General features: G+C 63.3%; 14 protein-coding genes. 6 read left to right on the plus strand and 8 right to left on the minus strand.

Translation table 11 applies throughout. From position 1 onward, the window contains the following. Positions 1 to 61 precede the first annotated feature (61 nt). The 4 genes from glnA to lipB all read right to left on the minus strand — a co-directional run bounded on the left by glnA (position 62) and on the right by lipB (position 4,527). Positions 62 to 1,486 (minus strand): type I glutamate--ammonia ligase, encoded by a 1,425-nt coding sequence (gene glnA / locus HMPREF2874_RS05320; RefSeq protein ID WP_049333266.1) that lies wholly within the window; start codon positions 1,484 to 1,486, stop codon positions 62 to 64. A 322-nt stretch (positions 1,487 to 1,808) separates the two neighbouring features. Beyond that, positions 1,809 to 2,525 carry a DUF4191 domain-containing protein gene (locus tag HMPREF2874_RS05325; RefSeq protein ID WP_070649209.1) on the minus strand — a complete coding sequence of 239 codons (717 nt, stop codon included), beginning with the start codon at positions 2,523 to 2,525 and terminating at the stop codon, positions 1,809 to 1,811. A 202-nt stretch (positions 2,526 to 2,727) separates the two neighbouring features. Further along, a complete protein-coding gene (gene lipA, locus HMPREF2874_RS05330) occupies positions 2,728 to 3,735 on the minus strand; it encodes a lipoyl synthase (RefSeq protein WP_049333262.1) in 1,008 nt (335 codons plus the stop codon). Between the two features lie 120 nt (positions 3,736 to 3,855). Then, positions 3,856 to 4,527, minus strand: a complete 672-nt coding sequence (lipB, locus tag HMPREF2874_RS05335; protein ID WP_049342798.1) for a lipoyl(octanoyl) transferase LipB — start codon at positions 4,525 to 4,527, stop codon at positions 3,856 to 3,858. A 392-nt stretch (positions 4,528 to 4,919) separates the two neighbouring features. On the opposite strand from lipB, the gene HMPREF2874_RS05340 reads away from it, so the two are divergent. Continuing rightward, positions 4,920 to 6,212 carry a peptidase gene (locus HMPREF2874_RS05340; protein ID WP_141754219.1) on the plus strand — a complete coding sequence of 431 codons (1,293 nt, stop codon included), beginning with the start codon at positions 4,920 to 4,922 and terminating at the stop codon, positions 6,210 to 6,212. Positions 6,213 to 6,365: 153 nt separating this feature from the next. Here the strand turns inward: HMPREF2874_RS05340 and sucB are convergent, their stop codons facing one another. The 3 genes from sucB to HMPREF2874_RS05355 form a co-directional block, all read right to left on the minus strand. Continuing rightward, on the minus strand, positions 6,366 to 8,033 hold the full coding sequence (gene sucB / locus HMPREF2874_RS05345; RefSeq protein WP_070649213.1) for a 2-oxoglutarate dehydrogenase, E2 component, dihydrolipoamide succinyltransferase: 1,668 nt from the start codon (positions 8,031 to 8,033) through the stop codon (positions 6,366 to 6,368). A 205-nt stretch (positions 8,034 to 8,238) separates the two neighbouring features. Then, a complete protein-coding gene (gene lpdA / locus HMPREF2874_RS05350) occupies positions 8,239 to 9,624 on the minus strand; it encodes a dihydrolipoyl dehydrogenase (protein ID WP_049346592.1) in 1,386 nt (461 codons plus the stop codon). A gap of 455 nt (positions 9,625 to 10,079) precedes the next feature. Next, positions 10,080 to 11,576 carry a leucyl aminopeptidase gene (locus HMPREF2874_RS05355; protein WP_070649215.1) on the minus strand — a complete coding sequence of 499 codons (1,497 nt, stop codon included), beginning with the start codon at positions 11,574 to 11,576 and terminating at the stop codon, positions 10,080 to 10,082. Between the two features lie 368 nt (positions 11,577 to 11,944). Between HMPREF2874_RS05355 and HMPREF2874_RS05360 the strand changes: the two genes are divergently transcribed. The 3 genes from HMPREF2874_RS05360 to HMPREF2874_RS05370 all read left to right on the plus strand — a co-directional run bounded on the left by HMPREF2874_RS05360 (position 11,945) and on the right by HMPREF2874_RS05370 (position 16,650). After that, positions 11,945 to 12,850, plus strand: a complete 906-nt coding sequence (locus tag HMPREF2874_RS05360; protein ID WP_070649217.1) for a proteasome assembly chaperone family protein — start codon at positions 11,945 to 11,947, stop codon at positions 12,848 to 12,850. Between the two features lie 257 nt (positions 12,851 to 13,107). Beyond that, entirely contained in the window at positions 13,108 to 15,036 is a 1,929-nt protein-coding gene (locus HMPREF2874_RS05365; RefSeq protein WP_141754220.1) for a metal-dependent hydrolase, read from the plus strand. Between the two features lie 252 nt (positions 15,037 to 15,288). Continuing rightward, on the plus strand, positions 15,289 to 16,650 hold the full coding sequence (locus tag HMPREF2874_RS05370; RefSeq protein WP_070649219.1) for an RNA polymerase sigma factor: 1,362 nt from the start codon (positions 15,289 to 15,291) through the stop codon (positions 16,648 to 16,650). Between the two features lie 437 nt (positions 16,651 to 17,087). Here HMPREF2874_RS05370 and HMPREF2874_RS05375 read toward each other — a convergent pair whose 3' ends face one another. After that, on the minus strand, positions 17,088 to 18,230 hold the full coding sequence (locus HMPREF2874_RS05375; RefSeq protein WP_070649221.1) for an ADP-ribosylglycohydrolase family protein: 1,143 nt from the start codon (positions 18,228 to 18,230) through the stop codon (positions 17,088 to 17,090). Positions 18,231 to 18,636: 406 nt separating this feature from the next. Between HMPREF2874_RS05375 and HMPREF2874_RS05380 the strand changes: the two genes are divergently transcribed. Then, positions 18,637 to 19,818 carry an exonuclease SbcCD subunit D gene (locus HMPREF2874_RS05380; protein ID WP_070649223.1) on the plus strand — a complete coding sequence of 394 codons (1,182 nt, stop codon included), beginning with the start codon at positions 18,637 to 18,639 and terminating at the stop codon, positions 19,816 to 19,818. Beyond that, entirely contained in the window at positions 19,815 to 23,102 is a 3,288-nt protein-coding gene (locus HMPREF2874_RS05385; protein WP_070649225.1) for an AAA family ATPase, read from the plus strand. The genes HMPREF2874_RS05380 and HMPREF2874_RS05385 overlap by 4 nt, the downstream gene beginning before the upstream one ends. Positions 23,103 to 23,137: the final 35 nt, after the last annotated feature.

The raw sequence follows: 23,137 nt of genomic DNA on the forward strand, positions 1-23,137 counted from the left end.
CCGCGCACCTCACGGGTGTGCGGGGAACAGCTACAGGCTAGCTACTGAAATAGGGTAGCTCTTAGACGCCGTAGTACAGCTGGTACTCGAGCGGGTGCGGAATCAGCGAGAGGGGCTCCAGCTCGTTCTTACGCTTGTAATCAATCCAAGCCTGAATCAGATCCTCGGTGAACACGCCACCCTCGAGCAGGAAGTCGTGGTCAGCCTCGAGAGCTTCCAGAGCGGCCTCCAGGTTAGCGGGAGCCTTCTTGATGTCCTTGGCTTCCTCGGCGGGCAGCTCGTACAGGTCCTTGTCAATCGGGGCGGGCGGCTCGATGCGGTTGCGGATACCGTCCAGACCAGCCATCAGCTGAGCTGCAAACGCGAAGTAGGGGTTAGCCGAGGGGTCGGGTGCACGGAACTCGAGGCGCTTAGCCTTCGGGTTGGTGCCGGTAATCGGAATACGGATACCTGCCGAACGGTTACCCTGCGAGTACACCATGTTCACGGGAGCTTCGTAGCCGGGAACCAGACGCTTGTAGGAGTTCACGGTCGGGTTGGTGAAGGCCAGAACAGCGGAGGAGTGCTCAATCAGACCGCCGATGTACCAGCGAGCGATGTCGGAGAGGTTAGCGTAGCCGCGCTCGTCGTAGAAGAGGGGCTCACCGTTCTGCCACAGCGACTGGTGGCAGTGCATACCCGAACCGTTATCGCCGAAGACGGGCTTCGGCATGAAGGTCACGGACTTGCCCCAGGCATCTGCGGTGCCCTTGATAACGTACTTGAACTTCAGCAGATCGTCAGCGGCCTTGGTCAGGGTGTCGAACTTGTAGTTGATCTCTGCCTGGCCGGCTGCACCCACCTCGTGGTGGCTACGCTCGACCTCGAGGCCAACCTCGTCCAACGCTACGCACATTGCGTCACGCAGGTCAGCCTGCTTGTCGACGGGGGAGACGGGGAAGTAACCGCCCTTGACGGGGGTCTTGTTGCCCAGGTTGCCGCCCTCTTCCTTACGGCCGGTGTTCCAGGGAGCCTCGTCAGAGTCAATCTTGTAGAATACGGAGTTCGGCTCGACCTGGTAGCGGACGTCCTCGAAGACGAAGAACTCAGCCTCGGAGGCGAAGAACGCGGTGTCCGCAATGCCGGTGGACTGCAGGTATGCCTCGGCGCGCTCAGCAACGCCGCGGGGATCGCGGTGGTAGGGCTCACCGGTGCGGGGGTTCACGATGGAGCAGATGATGACCAGGGTCTTCTCAATGCGGAAGGGGTCAACGTATGCGGACTGAACATCGGGGATCAGCTGCATATCAGACTCAGCAATACCCTGGAAGCCGCGAATGGAGGAACCATCAAAAAGCTGGCCGTTGACGAAGAAATCGTCATCGATTGCCTTGGCGGGCAGGTTGAAGTGCTGCTGCACGCCGGGCATGTCGGTAAATCGAATGTCGACGAAGACGACGTCTTCGTTCTTAATGAAATCGAGGACTTCCTGGGGGCTGGTAAACATGAGGACTGCTCCTTGTTTGATTGAGTGCGGAGGAGGAATAGTAACCCGCCGCGGCACCTCAACCTGTTTGTCTAGTGTCGGTTTCGGGCGAATCACGAATCACCCGGACATATCCAGCATAGTAGGTATTTTTTTCGGGTGCATGACTAACGTGTTTCGTCAATGTTACAAATTTGGGAAACAGGTGACATCTCTGTTGCCCATCTTTTTCTGTGTCTCATCTTTCAGGCCCGGCGGCAACGGAACGCTACCGGCAATAACGACCCCGGGTACGACGAAGGCCCCGACCCTCCGCGGGGGAGAGGCCGGGGCCTAGCATTGCTTAGCGGCCGCGCATCGCGCGACGGTCGGGGCGCGCACGCATCGGGTCGACGCCCTTGGGCAGACCGTTCATCGGGTTGCGCATGTGGTTCAGGGTCTTCAGACGACCACCCACCGCCTGCACCTCCTGCTGGGTCAGAGCCTTGGGCAGCTTGTTCATGGTCTTCACGACATCCTTGAGCTCTACCTGGCCCTCATCGTGGCCGGTCTCAATCACGTGCACGGGCACGCCGGGAGCCACACGGTTCAGGTGCTTCTTCTCGGTGTTCACCAGGGCATTCACGCGGCTGTGGGGACCCTCGGTCACCAGCACGATGCCGGGGCGGCCCAGCGCACGGAACACCATATCCTGGTTGCGGTTAGCGGCCACCGGCTGCTCTTCAACCTGCCAGCCGCGACGCACCGAGTTCATGGCTGCACCGCTTCGGCCGGGCTGACCCTCAATCTGCGAGAAGGCGGCGGCCTCCGCGCGACGGCTCAGGATCAGCATAGCCACAACGGCGGCGGCGCCCAGACCCAGAATAAGGAAGGTAATCCAGTTACCCAGGGCAACGCCGATGAGGATAAAGACCAGGAGAGTGCCCAGGGCGGCCAGGCTCAGAATCCAACCGATATTCGGGTCGGACTTCTTGGTCATCTGGTAGACCTGCTTCATCTGGGCGAAGGTGCCCGGAGTGCGTTCCTTCTTCTTTTTCTTCTCTTCGCGCTTATCTGCCACGATTCTTCCTCGGTGGTTCTTCCGCGGTCCCGAGGCGCCTCAAACGCTCACGGAACCATAGTAACGTAACGATGCAGTGTGCCTGCAATTTATCTAGTTTACCCTACCCGCACAGGGGCCGGGGCATAAGGGAAGGCTCCCCGAACACCAGCTGAATACCGGTTTGGGGAGCCTCCACGCTTCAGACAGAATCCGAAACGGCTTAGTAGCCCGCAGCCACCAGAGAGGAGGCTTCCTGCAGGGCAGCGCCCTCACTCTCGATGTGAGCCAGGTTCTCGGGGATGGGGTAGCCGTTCTTGCGCATCGCGCGAGCCCACAGGCGACCCGCGCGGTAGGAAGAACGAACCATCGGGCCGGCCATAACGCCGGCGAAGCCAATCTCCTCAGCCATGTTTGCGAAGTCCACGAACTGCTGCGGCTTCACCCAACGCTCAATGGGGTGGAAGAGCGGGCCGGGGCGCAGGTACTGGGTGAGGGTAATGATGTCACAGCCAGCATCGTGCAGATCGCACAGCGCCTCGTAAATCTCGTCGTCGGTCTCACCCATACCCAGAATCAGGTTGGACTTGGTGACCATGCCGCCTTCCTTAGCCTGGGTGATGACATCCAGGGAACGCTCGTAACGGAACGCCGGGCGAATCTGGCGGAAGATGCGGGGAACGGTCTCCAGGTTGTGGGCGAACACCTCGGGCTTCGCGTCAATCACCTTCTGGACGTGCTCGGGAACACCCTTGAAGTCGGGGACGAGCATCTCGACGCCGGTGTTCGGGCACATCTTGTGAATCTGGCGGGTAGTCTCTGCGTACAGCCACGCACCGCCGTCTTCCAGATCGTCACGGGCCACGCCGGTCACGGTAGCGTAGCGCAGACCCATGACCTTCACGTTCTTTGCCACCTTGAAGGGCTCAGCGTAGTCCACAGCGACGGGCTTACCGGTCGCAATGTTGCAGAAGTCGCAACGGCGGGTGCACTCGGAGCCACCAATCAGGTAGGTTGCCTCACGGTCCTCCCAGCACTCGTAGATGTTGGGGCAGCCGGCCTCTTCACACACGGTGTGCAGACCCTGGCCACGAGCCAGCTCGCGCATCTCGTTGTACTCGGGGCCGACAATGGCCTTGGTCTTAATCCAGTGAGGCTTCTTTTCGATGGGAGTCTCGGCGTTGCGAGCCTCCACGCGCAGCAGCTTGCGTCCGTCAGGCTTGGTGCTCAAAGGTCTTCTCCTTGGGTTCGACGTGCCCTCTGCTCAATCGGGCCACGTCCTATTCTACGCCCGGTGCGGCGTAAGTGTAAGTGAGTTTAATATATGACGTATAGGTGACGAACCGGCCGCTTAGGCGCTGACCGGCTCGAAGGATTCGGCCAGGCGGTCCTGGTACTTCACCAGCTCGGCCTCCAGCGGCTCCAGGATTTCGGCGGGGGTAACGGTGCGACCCAGCTGCTCAGAAATCGAGGTGACGCCCGCATCGCTAATGCCGCAGGGGATGAACTGAGCGAAGGGCTCAAGATCGTTGCAGCAGTTGATGGCGAAGCCGTGCATGGTGGTGTTACGCGAAACGCGCATGCCCAGGGCGGCGATCTTCTTATCCTGGGTCTTGCCATCGCCCAGAATCCACACACCGCTGCGGCCCTCGACGCGCTCACCCTTGATACCCAGGCCCGCCAGGACGTTGATGATAATCTCCTCGACAATGCGCACGTAGGCCACCACGTCGATGGGTTCGGGTAGGCGAAGGATGGGGTAGGCGGTCAGCTGACCCGGACCGTGCCAGGTGAGCTTGCCGCCGCGGTCAATCTTGACGACCGGGGTGGATTTGTCTGCGGGGTACTCGTGGTCTTCGGTGCGCTTTCCGGCCGTGATGACAGGCTCGTGCTCCAGTAGAAGAATGGTGTTCTGGCGGGTGCGGTTGGCCACCTCATCATGGATGCGGTACTGGTCCTCGAGGCACTCGACATAGTTCACATAGTTCGGGGCGAAGCCCACTCGTTCAATAGTCACAGACATACCTCTACCTTAGACCCGCGGATGAGCTGATGAAAATTAGGTCGCCCTGAATCATATGATGAGCGAACACGGGGCGACACAATACTTTGTGTACTGGTAGGTGAGCGGTGCTGAAGACTAGGGCTTAGAGGTTTAATTTTATATTTGGCTATTTAATGAAATTATTTAGTGTAATTTGATAGTATTAAGCCATGAATAACGATGAAGTATTCCCGCTCGAAACCATCGGAAACCCCGCCGTGGGCACCCTGAACATTGTCGATTGCCCCTTAGAGATGCGCGTCGAACCGGCTCTGCACCCGGGGCGCTACACCCGGCGTATCTTCAAGATCCCGGGGAAATCGATAACCCCGAGGCCCGCAAACGGTCCAGGACTCGCGCGGCTCTGCGGGATGAGCGGCCCCTCGGGCGAGAACAACACGGTGAGCCTCTACTACGAACCGCTTGATGCGGGAACCCTGGACCGGCTGCTGGCCCTGCGCCCGCTAGAAATCGAAGAGCTCGTGACCCTGGCCCGCTCCCTGCACGAGGCCATCGAGACCCTGCGCGAAGCGGGGGAGCGGTACGGAGTAATCTCCGCCGAGTACGTGGGACTCACGGCCGGAGGCAAGCCCCGACTGCTGCTCCCGGAGAGCTCCTATATTGCTGCGGAACCCGCTCCCCAAAAGAACGCAGAACCCACAAGCTACGCGTGGGCGGGCGAGTACGTGCGCTCCGCCGCAGCCCTGCTATGGCGCGCCGCCTGCGGGCACGACCCCGAACCGGCCGAGGCCCGCGTGCCCCTCAGCCTGCGCCTCGGCCCCGGAACAAAAACCGAAGCCGACCGGGGCGCCGATTGGAGCACCGACCGGGCCCGAAGCCTCGGCCGCGCCCTCGAGTACCTGCTGGATGCCCCCGCCGCCCGGCTGACCCGCATCGGTCTGAACCCCGTGCTTGATCTTGACCTCGACTCCAGGCCCATTAACGTGTACCTCAGCTGCTCCGAACGGGCCCGGATGCTGATTCCCGCCGCTCCGGAACGAGAGGATAGCGCGCGGGACACCCCGCTCGAGAAGACCCGAGAAAAGGTCCGCAAGTTCTTAGAAACCCGCGGGGCGGTGGCACAACGCGGAAAGTCGGGGAGGCACACCCTCGGGAGAGCCCGCCCACCCGCTACCCACCCCGCCCGACGGCTCGTAAACGCCGACACGGGAGCTGACAAGAAAACCGCCAAAGGCTTGCGGCTTAACACCCCGATGCGGCTCGGGGCCACCGCGCTGACCCTGGCCGCCCTCGCGACCTCTGCCGGCATGCTGACCCTCAACGGGGGAGAGGTAGAAGCCTCGGCTCAGGTGCACGCCGCCTCCGGTGAATCCCCCACGGCACGCGATGCTCCCGACGTATCGGCGGCGGGGGAACGCGAAAACCCAGAGGCGGTGCTGAGGGCCCTCATCGACCAGCGCAACCGCGAACGCCGTGCCCGTGGCGGCGCCGAGCTCACTCTCGAAAGCATCGAAGACTCCGCCGGAGGCGGGGAAGACCTGCGCATCGTCGCGGTGGTTTCGGCATCGGGCTACCGGCCCAGCGCTGAGGAGAAGCAGGCCCGCAAACTCAGCGAAGAAAATGGGATCACCCGACAAAAAGTTATTTTCGAACTGCACCGTGGAGAGCAAGGCTGGGAAATCGTCCGCGCCGAACCCGTATAACCGCGGCATTGCGGGGATACAAAAGCGGCGGCCCCACCCACCGAAGTGGATGGGGCCGCCGCTTTTACGTGCCGCCGGAAAAACCGGTGGAGCTACGCTCGGTTACCCGTCAGGGTATCGCCACAAGGAAACTTCCTTGAGCCTGTGCAGGTCTTAGAGACCCAGCTCGGACTCGAAGTTTGCCTCCTCCAGGCGGGTCTTGACGGTGCGCAGGAAGCGACCTGCGTCTGCACCGTCGACCACGCGGTGGTCGTAGGTGAGGGACAGGTAGCACATGGAGCGGATAGCGATAACGTCGTTACCGTCTGCATCCTGGATAACCATGGGGCGCTTCACGATCGAACCGGTACCGAGGATTGCAACGTTCGGCTGGTTGATGATCGGGGTGTCGAACAGTGCACCGAAGGAACCAATGTTGGTGATGGTGAAGGTCGAACCCGACAGCTCCTCGGGGGAGATGTCGCCGGTACGTGCGCGGCCACCCAGGTCGGCGATAGCCTTTGCCAGGCCAGCAATGCCCAGATCGGAAGCGTTCTTGATGACGGGAACCAGCAGACCCTTGGGGGTGTCCACAGCAATAGCGATGTTCTCGGAGCCGTGGTAGGTAATCTGCTTGTAGTCCTCGGTCATGGAAGCGTTCAGAGCGGGGTGCTGCTGCAGAGCCTCAGCGGTTGCCTGGACGAAGAAGGGCAGGAAGGTCAGCTTTGCGCCCTCGCGAGCAACGAAGCCGTCCTTAGCCTTTGCACGCAGCTGGACAACGCGGGTCACGTCAACCTCGGTGACCTGGGTCAGCTGGGTGGAGATGTCCAGGGACTCGCGCATACGCTTTGCGATGACCTGGCGGATGCGTGCGGTCTTCTCGACGGTGCCACGCTTGGGGGAAACCTCGAAGGTGTGCGGTGCCTTTGCGGAACCAGCAGCCGGAGCGGCAGCTGCAGCGGGAGCAGCGGCGGCGGGAGCAGCGGAACCCTTAGCGGCGATAGCAGCCTGAACATCCTGCTTGCGGATGCGGCCACCAACACCGGTGCCCTTCACGGTGGACAGGTCGATGCCGTTGTCCTTAGCGAGCTTACGGACCAGCGGGGTCACGTATGCCTCACCCTCAGCAGCTGCCGGAGCGGCAGGTGCGGCGGGAGCGGCCGGAGCAGCAGCCGGTGCAGCAGGTGCGGCGGGAGCTGCAGGAGCGGCCGGAGCAGCTGCGGGAGCCGGAGCGGCGGGAGCAGCGGCAGCGGAAGCGTCACCGATGATAGCCAGAACCTGGCCAACCTCTGCGTCCTCATCCTCGGGGATGCGGATCTCGAGCAGGGTACCTGCAACGGGGGAGGGAACCTCGGTGTCAACCTTGTCGGTGGAAACCTCAACCAGGGGCTCGTCAACCTCAACCTGCTCGCCAACTTCCTTCAGCCAGCGGGTCACGGTGCCCTCGGTCACGGACTCGCCCAGTGCGGGCAGCAGGACCTCGGTGCCGGAAGCGGAGCCAGCGGCGGGAGCAGCCGGAGCGGGTGCTGCGGGAGCCTCAGCAGCCGGAGCGGGAGCTGCAGGTGCAGCGGCAGCGGCGGGAGCAGCCGGAGCAGCAGCGCCGGAACCGTCGCCAATGATGGCCAGAGCAGCGCCGACCTCGACGTCCTCGTCCTCGGGGACGAGAATCTGCTCGACAACGCCTGCTACGGGGGAGGGAACCTCGGTGTCAACCTTGTCGGTGGAAACCTCAACCAGGGGAGCGTCAACCTCAATGGTGTCGCCGACCTCTACGAGCCAGCGGGTGACGGTACCCTCGGTCACGGACTCGCCCAGTGCGGGCAGTACTACGGTGTGGGACATAATCTTTCCCGTTCTCCTTGGTGAATGCTTGAACTAGAAAAATGTGGGGCGGCAACCCGGACGCGCGCCCCCGGTTCAGAACCGGGGAACACGCATCCGGGTGCGGGGCGTTGTTCAGCGGATACGCCCGTCACCGCCTTGACCTGAAAGGTCGTAACTAAGCCGACGCGAAAAACATCAGCCAGTAAAAATATGTGCGCCTGGATTATGCGCTGTGCAGCGGGGTGCCGTTCAGGAGCATTGCTGCCTCACCCAGGGACTCGTTCTGAGTCGGGTGTGCGTGGATGAACTTGGCAACATCCTCGGGGAATGCTTCCCAAGCAACCCACATCTGAGCCTCACCAATCTGCTCACCCATGCGCTTACCGATGGCGTGAACACCAACGATGGGGCCGTCCTTCTGGCGAACAACCTTGACGATACCGGTGGCGCCCAGGATAGCGGACTTACCGTTACCGGCCAGGTTGTACTCAGCGGTCTCAACGTTGTCAGCGCCGAACTTCTCCTTAGCCTTGGGCTCGGAGTAACCAACGGATGCAATCTCGGGATCGCAGAAGGTGACCTTGGGGATGTTGATGTCTTCAACAACGGTGGGGTTCAGGCCAGCGATCTCCTCGGCAACGAAGATGCCCTGCTGGTAACCGCGGTGAGCCAGCTGAACACCGGGGACGATGTCGCCCACTGCGTAGATGTTGCCCACGCCGGTGTGCAGGCGCTCGTTAGCCAGGACGAAGCCGCGATCCATGGGGATGCCCTGCTCCTCGTAGCCCATGTTTGCGGTGTTCGGGCCACGACCAACAGCGACCAGAACGATGTCAGCCTCGAAGACCTTGCCGTCTGCCAGGGTGACCTTAGCGCCGTTAGCGTCCTGCTCGACCTTCTCGAAGAAGGTGCCGGTGTTGAACTTGATGCCGCGCTTCTTGAAGGCACGCTCCAGGACCTTGATGATTGCGGGATCCTCGTTCGGGACCAGGTGGGGCAGACCCTCAATGATGGTGACGTCCACGCCCATAGCGTTCCACATGGATGCGAACTCGCAACCAATCACGCCGCCGCCGAGCACGATAGCGCTCTTGGGCAGGTAGTCCATCTCCAGAGCCTCGGTGGAGGTCAGGATGCGGCCCTCAATGGGCAGACCGAAGGTCTTGGAGACCGAACCGGAAGCCAGGATGATGTTCTTACCCTTGTACTCCACACCGTTAACGGTGATGGTGTCCTGAGCGGTGAGCTTGCCCTCGCCGGCAATGATCTCGATGCCCTTCATCTTCAGCAGGCCAGCGAGACCCTTGAACTTACCGGAAACGATGCCGTCCTTGTAGTCGCGCACCTTGCCCATCTCGATGGACTGCAGAACAGCGTTGACACCGACCTTGGATGCCTCGCGTGCGTCCTCGGCCAGCTCAGCTGCGTGCAGGTAGGCCTTGGTGGGGATGCAGCCGGTGTGCAGGCAGGTGCCGCCGACCTTTTCCTTCTCAATCAGACCGACGGTGAAGCCCAGCTGGCGTGCGCGAATAGCTGCAGAGTAACCAGCGGAACCGCCGCCGAGGATGAGGATATCGAATTCTTGAGCCACGATATTGCTCCCTTGCATAGTTGGTGGGGTACGACCCCGTGCAATGAGTTCTTACCTTATTGGTAGGTTCCCCAGCACACACAGCAGGCCCGCATCAAAAAGACGCGCGCCCATCCGCGTACGCAGAAAAACACTTAATACAACAATACCCCCGATACCGCCCCTTTAAGTTCACTCAGGGTGGTTTTTAGCCAAATAATCCCGCAAAGAGGCCAAAAAATTCGAGGCGTATAGCATACTGGACACCCCGCCCGGCCGTTCTCGCACGGGGATGCTGAAAGGCCCGGACGGGAGAAGAAAAGCTCCCTCCCCAACGAACCGAGAAAAGGCGGAAATGACCTCAACGCAACACGCGAGGCGCCCCGGCCTGTTCAGCCAAAGCGCCTCGCGCATCCCTATATAACCGTTCAGCAATCAGCGGAAACACTGCAGAGAGGAAGCCCCCTGCAAGAGTCTCGGCGCAGCCGAACCCTCTACTTGGCGTAGGACTGGATGAAGTTCACCAGGGTTGCGGTACCGAAGCCGGTACCCTCCTTCGGGGTGTAACCGTAGGGTGCCTCCTCGTTGAACGCGGGACCAGCGATGTCCAGGTGCGCCCACGGAATACCCTCGCCCACGAACTCCTTCAGGAACAGGCCCGCGGTCAGGGCACCGCCGAAACGCGAACCGATGTTCTTAATATCGGCAACCTGCGAGTCCAGGCTCTTGCGCAGGTAAGACTCCAGCGGCATCGGCCAGTAAGCCTCACCGGCGGATGCACCGGCAGCCTGCACGCGCTCGCGAATCTCCTCGTCACCCAGCAGAGCGGCGGTGCGCAGGCCCAGGGCGGCCATAGCGGCACCGGTCAGGGTGGCGATATCCAGAATGACGTCCGGCTTAGCCTCGGAAGCCAGCGCGATACCGTCCGCCATAACCAGGCGACCCTCGGCATCGGTGTTCAGCACCTCAACGGTACGACCGTCGCGCATGGTGATGACATCCTCGGGGCGCAGGGCGTGGCCGCCGGGCATGTTCTCGGCCAGGCACAGGTAACCGGTCACGGCCACCGGAACCTCCAGCTCAGCGGAGGCCACCACGGCGTTCAGCACGGCTGCGGCACCGGCCATATCGCACTTCATGGTCATCATCGAAGCGGCGGGCTTCAGCGAGTTACCGCCGGAGTCAAAGGTGATACCCTTACCCACCAGAGCCACGTGAGCCTTCGGGTTCTCGGGGACGTACTTCACCACGGCAAGAACAGGCTTGCGGGGAGAACCCTGACCAACGCCGGCAATACCGCCGAAGCCCTCCTCGACCAGGCGGTCGTAGTGGAAGAGCTCAATCTCAACGTTTGCGTAATCCTCGGCCAGCTCAGCCGCAAACTCACCGAAGGTCTCGGGGTACAGGTGCGACGGGGGCAGGTTCACCAGACGGCGTGCGTCCTTGGTGGTCTCACCCAGGACCAGGGCCTGCACCAGTGCGGGCTCCGCCTCATCGGGATCAATCGAGGAAATAATCAGGACGGACTCAATCTCTTCCTTGATCGAATCCTGGGTCTTGCCGCGCATACCCTCCTCGATGAAGTTACCCAGCACGGCGCCGTGCGCGACGGCCTCAATCTCATCCACGGAGGACAGGCCGAAATCGAAGGCAATCTCCTCAGCGGAACCGGCCAGCTGGCGGCTTGCTGAACCAGCGGCATAGCGCAGGGCATCCAGACGCTCCTGACCGGTAGCCTGATCGGAACCCAGACCAGCCAGAGCCACAATGCCGGCACCCGAATCCTCAAGACCCGGCAGACGCAGCAGCTGATCGGGGGCGCCCGAGGCGCCCAGCGCCTCCAGCAGCTCGTTGATACCCTCGGCGGAATCCTCAGACAGCGAGTTCGGGGCCAGGTACGGGCCCTCGGAACCCTTCAGAACACCCAGGACCAGAACGTCGGCCTCCAGCGCCTCAAGGTCGGTGCTGTGAATCGACAGGGAAAGAGACATCGTTACTCCTTTGCGTATGTCTTCTTGAAACCATCCCGCCCGAGGCAGGCGAACCGCTCGAAACGGTGCCCGTAGAGGCGGGATGCGCCGCGCAAAGCCGCGCGGACTACCCGTTTCTACTCTACCGGATGGGGCGGGGGAGCGGCGCGTACGCTCGCAAGCCGTCCGCGGGGGTCCCCAGCATTTCGGCTCATGCGGGGCAGACCGTTCACCCGCCGCGAGAAAACGCCGAGATAGAAGCCAACACAATCTTCTTGGCCTAGAATGAAAGACTACGGAAAGCGTCTGTTGACAGAAAGGCGCGTCGGCCAGCCCCGTGACGAAACACGGTGTGGCGGGCCGAACGGATTCATAGTGAGGAGGCCGTCATGCTCAATCCCGAAGATCTCTACTTAGCTAACACCAAAATCCTCGACGATCCGCGGATGCACGGGCTGACCCTCGTCATCGCCCTCTCCAGCCCGCAGGACGCCGGATCCACCGCCGGACAGCTCGGGCAGGTGCTCCTCAGCGAGCTGAAGAACATTGAAATCGTCGAGTTCGACAGCGACCAGCTGCACAACTACCGCGCCCGCCGCCCCTTCGTGCACTACGAGAAGGACCACTTCGAGAACCCGCAGTACCCGCAGCTCAAGCTCTACGCCGTCGAGGATAGCCTCGATCAGCCCTTCCTGCTGCTCACCGGCGCCGAACCGGACCTGCAGTGGCAGCGTTTTCAGAAGGCTCTGCTCGGCATTGTGCGACGCCTGCAGCCTTCGCTCATCGTGCTGGTTTCGGCCTACCCCATGCCCGTGCCGCACACCCGACCCTTCCCCGTCACCGCGCACGGTTCCCGCAAGGACCTGATTCGCGGCATCTCCCCGTGGAAGCCTACCGCGGATATGCACGCGACCATCACCAACCTGCTCGAGGTGCTCTTTACCGACAACGGCTACGACACCGTGGGATTCGGCGTGAATATTCCGCAGTACATCTCCGAGGCCGACCTGCCGCAGGGCACCCTCACCGCCCTCGAGCACGTGGGCATGGCCGCGCATCTCTCGCTACCCACCGACGATTTGCGCGAGGCCGCCCGCCACGTGCACGGGCAGATTAACGACCAGGTCAAGCAGAACCCCGAAATTGGGCGCATGATCACGACCATGGAAGAGAACTACGACGAGAACTACCGCACCTCGGATATCGCCATTCCGCTTTCGCGACGGGACGCCAACAACATTCCGAGCCGCGACGAGATTGGTGCCCTCTTCGAACGCTTCCTGGACGAGCACTAGGGGAACGCTAGGCAGACGCTAACCGATTCGTCGAGGCGCGGCGCCGGGAGGAGGGGAGACTCACCTGCATCTGCGGCTCTCCTGCCGACCGTACAGCGGGGCGTTCGTGACCGAATGTGACGGAACCGCCGCGGTGCGGTACCCGAAAAACCGAACAAAACGAATAAATCTGTGGATTTTCTTCTCTTTACGGAGGAGATATCCACAGATTTTTTCTTTAACGGATGCCAAGGCGGCGCACCTGACATTGTGGAACCATGAACAAGCACCGCAATACCCAGAAGCCCAGCGCCCAGAACCCTAACACCCGAGACGGCCTCCAGAGCGCAGCCGTCCGGACGGATAGTCTTCCGAACGGCACCCCGAGCCCCGCGCCTCCCGCAATCTCCACCGAGTACGACGTTCTCAGCCACGCACTCCACCACAACGGCTACTGGCCCGAACGCTCCCTCATCATCCTCACCGCCCACAACTCCGTCCTTGGCCCCAGCCTGCGAGTCAACCTGCCTGAAGAACCGCTCCCCGAAAGCCACCGCGCCGTGTACCTCACCGGCCTCTTCACCATGATTCCCGCCGAATACGACGGGGCACCCCTCAACCGCTTCTACGCCATCATCGTCGATGGCGATAACGCCGTACGCCAACGCCAACTCGACCCAGCCACCCGAACCGCCGCGACCCTGCACGAAGTCGGCGCAGACATCACCGCGCAGAGCCGCATCAGCTCCTGGGCACACATGCTCTTCGACCCGCGCATCGTCGGCGAACGACGCTGCGAAGACATCATCTACGCCGGCGCCGCTACCGTGTGGGCCCTCAACGACCGCATGGAAGCGCTCACCCTCCTCGGACCCATCGAAGACCTCCACACCAGCCGCTACCAGGCATGGCGAACCAGCCTCGGCGACAGCATCGCGCCCGACGCAACCGGCAACTTCGCCCGGAGCCCCTGGGATACCGACACGACTAACAACCCCGCTACCCGAGATGACTGGGAATCCGCCTCCGAACTCTGGAGCGCAACCCGCGCTCAACGCGTCCCGGTCACCACCACCGACCGAGCCTACCGCCAGGCCCAGCTCGACCTCTGCTACTGGGAGACCGCCATCAGCGCAGTAGAGCCCTACCTGAACACCCCACCCGAACTCAGCGAACGCACCATCGGCGACACCCTCCGCGAGCTCATCCCCGCCGAGGTCGCCGGGTACCTGCGTGCATCCCTGCAACCCAGCACCCTCACCAACGCCTTCGAGGAACACAGCACCCTCGAAATTCTCAGCCCGGAGACCCTGGCATACCTCGCCGGATACGGCCTCGACCGAACCCAGCAGGTACTCACCATCCAGCGGTACACCACCGATTACATTTACTATGCCCTCGGCGGCGCCGCACCCCTCGGTGAGCCTCGCGAAGAGCCCATCGAACCGCCCCATTACGGCACGCGCATCACCCGAAAGGCCCGGATACCTCGCAGTTTCACCGCTGCCTTGGCAGGCGAGGGGCCCGCCGTGCGTACCGTCCCCGCCAAGTGCAATCAGTGGCAAGACTGGATTCGCCGAACCCACCGCACCATCCAAGCCGCAGATCTCGAGCGCTGGGCCTTCACCGAGCTCGACGGAATCGACCTCGCCGAAAGCTCCCTGCTTCACGAAGAAACCCTCCACGAGTACATCGGCGGTCGGGTTTCTCCCTACGGCGCAGAAACGGACGGTGAAGCACCCGCAACCGATGAAGAAAGCCGTGACCAACACATCATCCAACAGCTCAACAACAGCACCTATATGAGCGAACCCCGCCGCCTCGCGGCCCTTAACCACTACCGCGCCGCGCTCGCCGGGTCTGCCGACGTCGAGGCACCCGACTACCGCCGCCTCAACGCCCTCGAGCTTCTCTCCAGCCTTCTCGTTCCGGGCTCCAACACCGCGGAGTACAGTGCCCTACGCACCCTTCAATCCTGGAGTAACTGGCTCAAGGGACACAGCACCTACGCCAACCTGTTGCGCCACGAGGCACAGCTCCACGACCCCCGCCTCAGCCCCAACATCATCGATGCGCGACTCGCCACCGGAACCTGCCCCGCCTGGCTCACCGCTCGGTGTGCCAATACCGACGCGCTCACCGAAGGGACCACCATCAGCACCCTCAAGCCCCGCAAAAACACCCCGACCTACGGCCAGTCAAGTTGAAAGCACCCGAAAATCTGCAATACTTATGTATTGACCCCGTACAGTCGATGCGCTATAGCGCGCCCTCAAACAGCTCAGTACAACGAGCTGCGGCACCACGTAAACGACCAACGCGAGCGGAATAAAAACCCATCCCTCAGCGTTAATCGGTTCAGAGCCGCAAACACACCAAAGAGGACGCCAGCACAGACTTGACAGGGTCTTAGGTGTTTTGCAGACAAAGCACCCCAACACAAGCCAGAAAGGGTACTAGTGGCACCTGCACCTAGCAAGAAGACTGCAACCGGCGACGCAACCGAAGAAACCGCCGCCAAGACCACCCGCGCCACCAAGGCAACCAAGACTACTAAGGCTACTAAGGCAGCCAAGACCACCTCCGAGGCAGCCAAGGAAACCACCGCAGAAGATACTGCTACCGCAACCACCGCGGAAAAGCCCAAGCGCACCCGCAAGACCACCGCTAAGGCAACCACCAAGCGCAAGACCGGCGGACGACGCAAGAAGACCGACGACGACTTCGACCTCGAACTCGACGACGATCTCGAAACCACCGACGCCGACGAAGAGCCTGAAGAAGACGAAGCTACCGTCGCCAAGAAGGAAGAAAAGAAGGCCGCCGAGGCTGTAGCAGCCAAGGGCTCCGGCTTTGTTCTCACCGCCAGCGACGACGACGATGCCCCCGCTCAGCGTGTTGTCACCCCCGGCGCAACCGCCGACCCCGTCAAGGACTACCTCAAGCAGATCGGTAAGGTCTCCCTGCTCAACGCACAGCAGGAAGTCGACCTCGCCATGCGCATCGAGGCCGGCCTCTACGCAGAACACAAGATCGCCGAAAACCCCGACATGGACAAGGACCTCAAGAAGGCCATGCGCTGGGTCGTCCACGACGGCAAGCGAGCCAAGAACCACCTGCTCGAAGCCAACCTGCGACTCGTCGTCTCCCTCGCCAAGCGCTACACCGGCCGCGGCATGCTCTTCCTCGACCTCATCCAGGAAGGTAACCTCGGCCTCATCCGCGCCGTCGAGAAGTTCGACTACTCCAAGGGCTTCAAGTTCTCCACCTACGCAACCTGGTGGATCCGCCAGGCCATCACCCGCGCCATGGCAGACCAGGCCCGCACCATCCGCATCCCCGTGCACATGGTCGAGGTCATCAACAAGCTCGCCCGCGTGCAGCGCCAGATGCTTCAGGACCTCGGTCGCGAACCCACCCCCGAGGAGCTCGGTAAGGAACTCGACATGACCCCCGAAAAGGTCATCGAGGTTCAGAAGTACGGCCGCGAGCCCATCTCCCTGCACACCCCCCTCGGCGAAGACGGCGACTCCGAATTCGGTGACCTCATCGAAGACTCCGAAGCAGTCGTCCCCGCAGACGCGGTGTCCTTCACCCTTCTGCAGGAGCAGCTTCACTCCGTCCTCGACACCCTCTCCGAGCGTGAAGCCGGTGTCGTCGCCATGCGCTTCGGCATGACCGACGGTCAGCCCAAGACCCTCGACGAGATTGGTAAGGTCTACGGCGTGACCCGCGAACGAATCCGCCAGATCGAGTCGAAGACCATGTCTAAGCTCCGTCACCCGTCGCGTTCGCAGGTACTGCGCGACTACCTGGACTAGTACTCCGACTACCAATTACGGCGCACCGGTTCCCGCTCGCGGTACAGCTCCGCAGGACCGGCTCGCGGACGATGCTCGCGGGGGAGTGCCCCCTCTTCAGCGCCTGGGGGCGCTTCGAGGACGGAGCCCCCGCTACGCATCGCCGCTATGCCGTCCAGGTTCAGTTTCGCTAGTTCTAGCACATACAGAAAAGGCTCTCCGACATTACCGGAGAGCCTTTTCTGCGTATGTAAACAGTTTGTATATGCGGCACGCGGACGATGAGCGTTATGTAGTTCCGTACAGTCGGCACGCGGACGATGTTCGCGGTACCGCTCCGGTACAGCCGGCTCGCGGACGATGCTCGCGGGGGAGTGCCCCCTCTTCAGCGCCTGGGGGCGCTTCGAGGACGGAGCCCCCGCTCCGCATCGCCGCTATGCCGTCGAGGTTCAGCGCTACTACAGACCCAGCTGGCGCAGATAGCGTTCCGCAACCGCCTCCACCTGGTCTAGGCCATGCACACGACCCAGCGCCTGTGCCCAGGCATCACCCGCAGGTTCCGAACCCACCGGCAGACCGGCCGCCGCCCACAGCATACCGACCATCGCTCCCACCGAATCCGAATCAGAATCCACTGACACCGCGCGGCACAGCCCCTCAAACAGGGTGCCACGCACCGTCGCATCATCGGCATCGGCGGGCAGATTCCTCAGCGCATCCGCCGCGCACCACAGCGCCGTGCCCAGCAGCTCCGGGGCGGTCCACCCCGTACCAAAATGCTCAGCCACCGCCTGCGGCCCCGGCACCACACCGCGCTCCAAAAGCTCGAAGGCACGGTTCAGCGCCTCCACGGTGCGGGAACCATCACCCGGAATCGCATCATCCCCGGCAACCGAACCGCACCACGACACCACACGACGCGCCGCCTCCAGCAACGCGTCAAACGAGCCGGACGGGGATGCCAACAAATCGCGGATGAGCAGCGCGTACGCCGCCGCTGACACTAAAGCCTCCGGGTGGCCGTGCGTCAATGCCGCACCGCGCACCGCCAACATGACCACCGTGCGCTCCTGAGCCACCGGCAACAGCCCCAGAGCCGCCGAACGCACCAGCGCGCCGCTACCCAGAGCATCAGGGTTCACCGACTTCGACACCAGCTGCATCTCACCGGTACCCAACCCCCGCAACGTCGCAGCACCCGGACCGCGACGAGCCGTCAACTCGTTCGACCCGTCAATTTCACGATCCAAAGAAAACGGGGCGGTCTCCGGCAGAGCCTCGCCAATACCGCGGAACCACCGCAAATACGCCAGCCACAGGCACGCCAACTCATCCGCCGCCGCGCCCTCGTTATTCCACTCCAGAACCTCCGTCAGGCCGTCTAGGGTGTAGCAGGTCAGCTGCGTATCATCGCTGATTAGCAGCTCGCCGTACGCGGCCTCCCAGGGCTTCGGGTTGCGCTCCGCGATCTGCTCCGCCGACAGCAACTCAAGGGGATAGCCCAGCGCGTCACCCAGCGCAGACGCATACAACAGGCCGCGCACCCGGCCCGCAAACTCCGCAGAAACCTCGGGTGCGCGCGTGAACTCAGAAAAACTCATAGGGCGATTATCCCACGGGCGCATTAGGACGCGGACTCCGCAACAGATAGGCGGCTCCGCGCTCACGCTCGCGGGGGAGTGCCCCCTCTGCGGCGCTGGGGCGCCTTGAGGACGGAGCCCCCGCTCCGCATGAGCGCCTACATCGCGTATGGTCGGTTACTTGTTGTCATCAGCCATTGAGGAGGGCTTAGACAAAAGCGGCTTTGTGCTCGCGGGAGGCCTGTACCAGGCGGCTCCGCGCTCACGCTCGCGGGGGAGTGCCCCCTCTGCGGCGCTGGGGCGCCTTGAGGACGGAGCCCCCGCTCCGCATGAGCGCATACGCCGCTGTAGGGCCCGAGCAGCGTGGTCCAAACCGTGAATGACGAACCGCGGGGCGCACTTTTCTCAACGGTGCCATACTGAAACCATGAAGATTCTGCACACCTCCGACTGGCACCTCGGCCGCACCTTTCACCGCAGCCCTCTCACCGACAAGCACCGACAGTTCATCGACGAACTGCTCGACTACGTTCGGGCCGAAGGCGTTGACGCCCTCCTCATTAGCGGGGACGTCTACGACAGCAGCATCCCCAACGCCGAAAGCACCACCCTGCTCGACCGGGCTCTCACCCGCCTCGTCCAGGCCGGCGTGCAGGTTATCCTCAGCTCCGGCAACCATGATTCCTTCCGCCGCCTCAGCTACGGATCAGCGCTCTTCGAAGCCTCGGGCGTGCACATCCGAACCACTCTCGAGGACGCCACCCGCCCCGTCGAACTCGTCGAGGGGGCCCAGCGCGTGCACGTCTACGCCGTTCCCTACCTTGCGCCGCGCCTGCACGCCACCGCACTCGGGGTTGAGCCCACTCACCGCGCCGTCCTCGGCGCCGTCACCGATGCCATTCGCGCGGATATCGCCGACCGTCGAGCTCGCGGCGAAGGTGCCGACCGCGTCATCGTCATGAGCCACGCAACTGTCAGCAACACCGCAGGCAACGCCGACACCACGCCCCGCAGCGACTCCGAACGCGACATCAGCGTCGGCGGCATCGACTGGGTACCCGCCTCCCTCTTCGACAGCTTCGACTACGTAGCCCTCGGGCACATTCATAAGCGGTACCCCGTCACCGCGACCATTCGCTACAGCGGCTCACCCCTCGGCTTCTCCTTTAGCGAAGAAACCAACCGCAACGGGGCCTACCTCATCGAGCTCACACCCGGCGAAGAGCCCGTCATCACGGGGCATGAATGGGCAACCCGCGTTCCCATGAAAACCCTCCGCGGGACCATGGACGATCTGCTCAACAACCCGGAATACACCCCCTACGAGCGCGGCTACTACTGCCGCATCGAGCTCACCGACGAGACCCTTCCCGTCGGCGCGGTCGACACGCTCCGCAAGCGGTACGAAACCATCTCGCACTTCAGCTACCGCAGCACCCGCGAAGCCATCGAAAAACCCGCCGCTCCGCCGCTCAGCCAGAAGATTAACCCCGTGGACCTCTTCGACCAATTCCACCGTTACGTTCGCGAGCGTCCCCTCACCGACCCCGAACGCGCCGTCATCACCGATATCGCCGACCGAGTCACCGCTCAGAAAGACCACGCATGATTCTGCACCGCCTCGAATTTGAAGCCTTCATGGCATACCCCGACCGGCAGACCATCGACTTCGGCGACCTCAACGCTGCCGGAGTCTTCCTGCTCAACGGTCCCACCGGCGCCGGTAAGACCACCATCCTGGACGCTATCTGCTACGCCCTCTACGGCGGCACCACCGGCGACCGCGACCCCGCGCAGCTCTACTCCACCTACGCGGCACGCAGCAACACCCCGCCCCGCGTCTTCCTCGACCTCACCCTGCAGGGCCGCCGCCTGCGCATTAACCGCACCCCCGTGTACAGCCACCCCATCACCCGCGGCAAGCGCGCCGGACAGATGACCGTCAAGGCCGCCACCGCCACCGTGGAGGAGCTGCTTCCCGGAGGCAACCCGGGGGACGATAAGGCCTGGAAGCCCATCGCCTCCCAGGTCAAAGAGGTCAACGCCGTCATCGCGGAGCGTATTCACCTCAACCGCGAACAATTCCTCAAGGTCGTGCTCCTCGCGCAGGGGCAGTTCGCGCAATTCCTCAAGTCCAAGCCGGTAGAGCGTAAAGAACTGCTCAAGAAGATGTTCCCCGTAGATCACATCGAGGCCATGTACGCCGAGCTTCTCGAGGAGGCAAAGCAAGCCCGGCAGGACGTTGCCAACGATGAACAGGCCCTCGACGGCTATCTCAATCGTGCCCGGAGTGGTATGGAGGCTCTTCGCGAAAGCCTCGCCCCGCTCACCCCCGAGGGGGAGGCGGCCGAAGCGTCCCCCGCCGACGGTGGGCCGGAGACCGCAGAAGCCACGGATACGGTTACCCCCGAAACCGTCGCCGCCGACACCCTTGACGCGTGGCTCGCCTCCGGTGTCGAGGAGGCGCGCACCGCCTCCGCGCGGGACGGCCGGGAACAGTCCCGCCTCGCCGGCGAAGCTGACCGTCACGCCCAGACCCTCAACGAGCGCCTTCAGCTTCGCAAGGACTGGGGCGAGTACGAGCAGCTCATCGCGCGCCGTGAACGTCTCGTTGAGGAACGGGAACCGCACGAAGCACGCGTGAAGGAGCTTGCGGATGCCCGCGCCGCCGCCCCGCTCACCGCGCGTTACACCCAGCTGCGCGTTGAGGAACGGGATATCGAGGAACAGCGCGCCCGGCAGGCCGAGTACGCAGGCGCCCTGAAGACCGCTCGCGAGAGCCTGCTCCGTGCCCTGCGCGCGGGGGAGGATCCCGCGGAAGACGCCGTGCCCTACCCCGAGGAGGAGCTCTTCGCCACGCGTACGGCTGAAGAGCCCGCGGAGGCCCGCGGCCGGCATCTCGACGCGACCCTCACCGCCCTGCGCGCCCTGCACAAGCGCGACGATCAGCTGGCCCAGGAGGAGCGCACTGTCCGACAGGCCCAAACCCGGAGCGAGCAGCTGGCCCAGAAGGTCGAAAGCGCCGCCCAGAACCTCGAAACCTTGGGTGCCAGGGCACGGGAAATTCAGGAGAACCTGAAGGCCTACGAGAAGGCCGAGGAAGAGCACGCTCTTGCCCTCCGCGGGGCCGAGGACGCCGAGAAGGCGCACCGCGAAGCCCAGCAGGCCCAGCAGAATATTGACGCCGCGCGGCGGGCCGTCGCCGAGGCCGAGAAGGAAGCGGAACGAGCCCTCGGCACCCGGCAGAAGGCTCAGGAACGCTGGGAGGAAGCCGCCCGAGCCGCTATCGAGGCGACCGACGCCTTCAGGAGCCTGCAGGCGCAGCGACTGGCCCAGGCATCCTCCCTGCTCGCCCGCGAGCTGACCGAGGGGGAACCCTGCCCGGTGTGCGGTTCCGCGGAGCATCCCAACCCTGCCCGTGCCCGCGAGGGCGAGAGCCTCGTCGAGCAGACCGATCTGGACGCAGCCAAGACCCGTGAAGACCGCGCCCACGAGGCCTCCCGCGCTCGCGAGGAGGAGAAGGAAAAGGCCACCCTCGCGTATCACCGGGCTTCTGAGGCGCTGGCCCGCGCCCGTAGCCAGAGCGAAACCCTCGCGGCCCAGGAACGCGCGGATCCCGAGCAGAGCGCCCGGCAGCTGGCCCAGGCTCGCGAACGGGTTCAGCAGACGACGACCCGTCTCGCCGAGCGCGACGCCCTGCGCAAGCGCCAGGCTCAGGCGGAGGCCGAACAGAAGGCCGCCGAAGAGACCCGGAGCACCCTGCACGATGCCCTCACCGAGGCCCAGGCCCTCCACCGCGAAAGCCTCGAACGCCGTGACGCCCTGGCTCGAGAGCTGGCGCCTTCCAAGGCTCACATCCCGTTTGCCCAACGCATTGAGGCACTTGAGAACTACCGCGCCCTCGCCCAGCGCGAGGAACAGGGCTCCCTGCTGCTGAACCGCGCGGCGGAGGAGCACTCTAAGCACCTCGTCGAGGTTCAGGGGCTGCTCCGGGAGTCGCCCTTTGCCGATTCCGCCGGGGTCATCATGGCCGAGCGAACCGAGGCTCAGATTCTGGCCCTCGAGAAGGCCGTGAACGACTACGAGCTGGAGTCCGCCCGCGTGAACGAAAGCCTGGGCCGCAAAGCCCTGGTCGAGGTCGCGGCTCGCGTGGCCGCGGGCGAACAGGCCCCGGATGATCAGCAGGAACTCAGGGGACGTATCGAGGAACTGCGCCAGCGGGTGCAGCACCTCGTTCGCCGAGAGGGTGAGAGGGAAGGCGTCGTGCGTTCCCTGCAGGCCCTGCGGAGTGAGTTTGTCGCCTTCCGCGAACGGACGGCCGAACGCTACGATCGGGCCGAGATGCTGGGGGCCCTCGCCGCCGCGGCCCGAGGCGACACCCTCGGCGGGTACACGCACCAGGTGGACCTGGTGAGCTACGTGCTCGGCGGTGAATTCGAGCGGATCCTGGACGTCGCGGATAAGCACCTGCAGCGCATGAGCGACGGTCGCTACGGTATGAAGCTCAGCGACCACCGCGCTAAGGGAAGCCGTAGCGGCGGTGGCCTGAACCTGAACATCACGGACACCTGGACGGGAGAACCGCGCGACGCCGCGTCCTTGTCCGGCGGTGAGTCCTTCTTGGCCTCCCTGGCTCTGGCCCTGGGACTGGCCGAGGTGGTGCAGTCGAACAACGGCGGAATCGAGCTGGACACCCTCTTCATCGATGAGGGCTTCGGTACGCTCGACTCCGAAACCCTGGATACGGTGATGAACACCATCGAGTCTCTGCGTGAGAACGGTCGCACCATCGGCCTTATTTCGCACGTTGAAGAGATGAAGAACCGTATTCCGACCCAGATTGTGGTGGAAAAGGGACAGCGTGGCTCCTCGGTGAGGGTAAACTCCTATTAGGCATACCCCCGCCCTCGAACGCTGACGCGTCGAGA

The organism is Rothia sp. HMSC068F09 (genome assembly GCF_001812775.1).
In the GTDB taxonomy this organism is placed as follows: Bacteria; Actinomycetota; Actinomycetes; order Actinomycetales; family Micrococcaceae; genus Rothia; species Rothia mucilaginosa_A.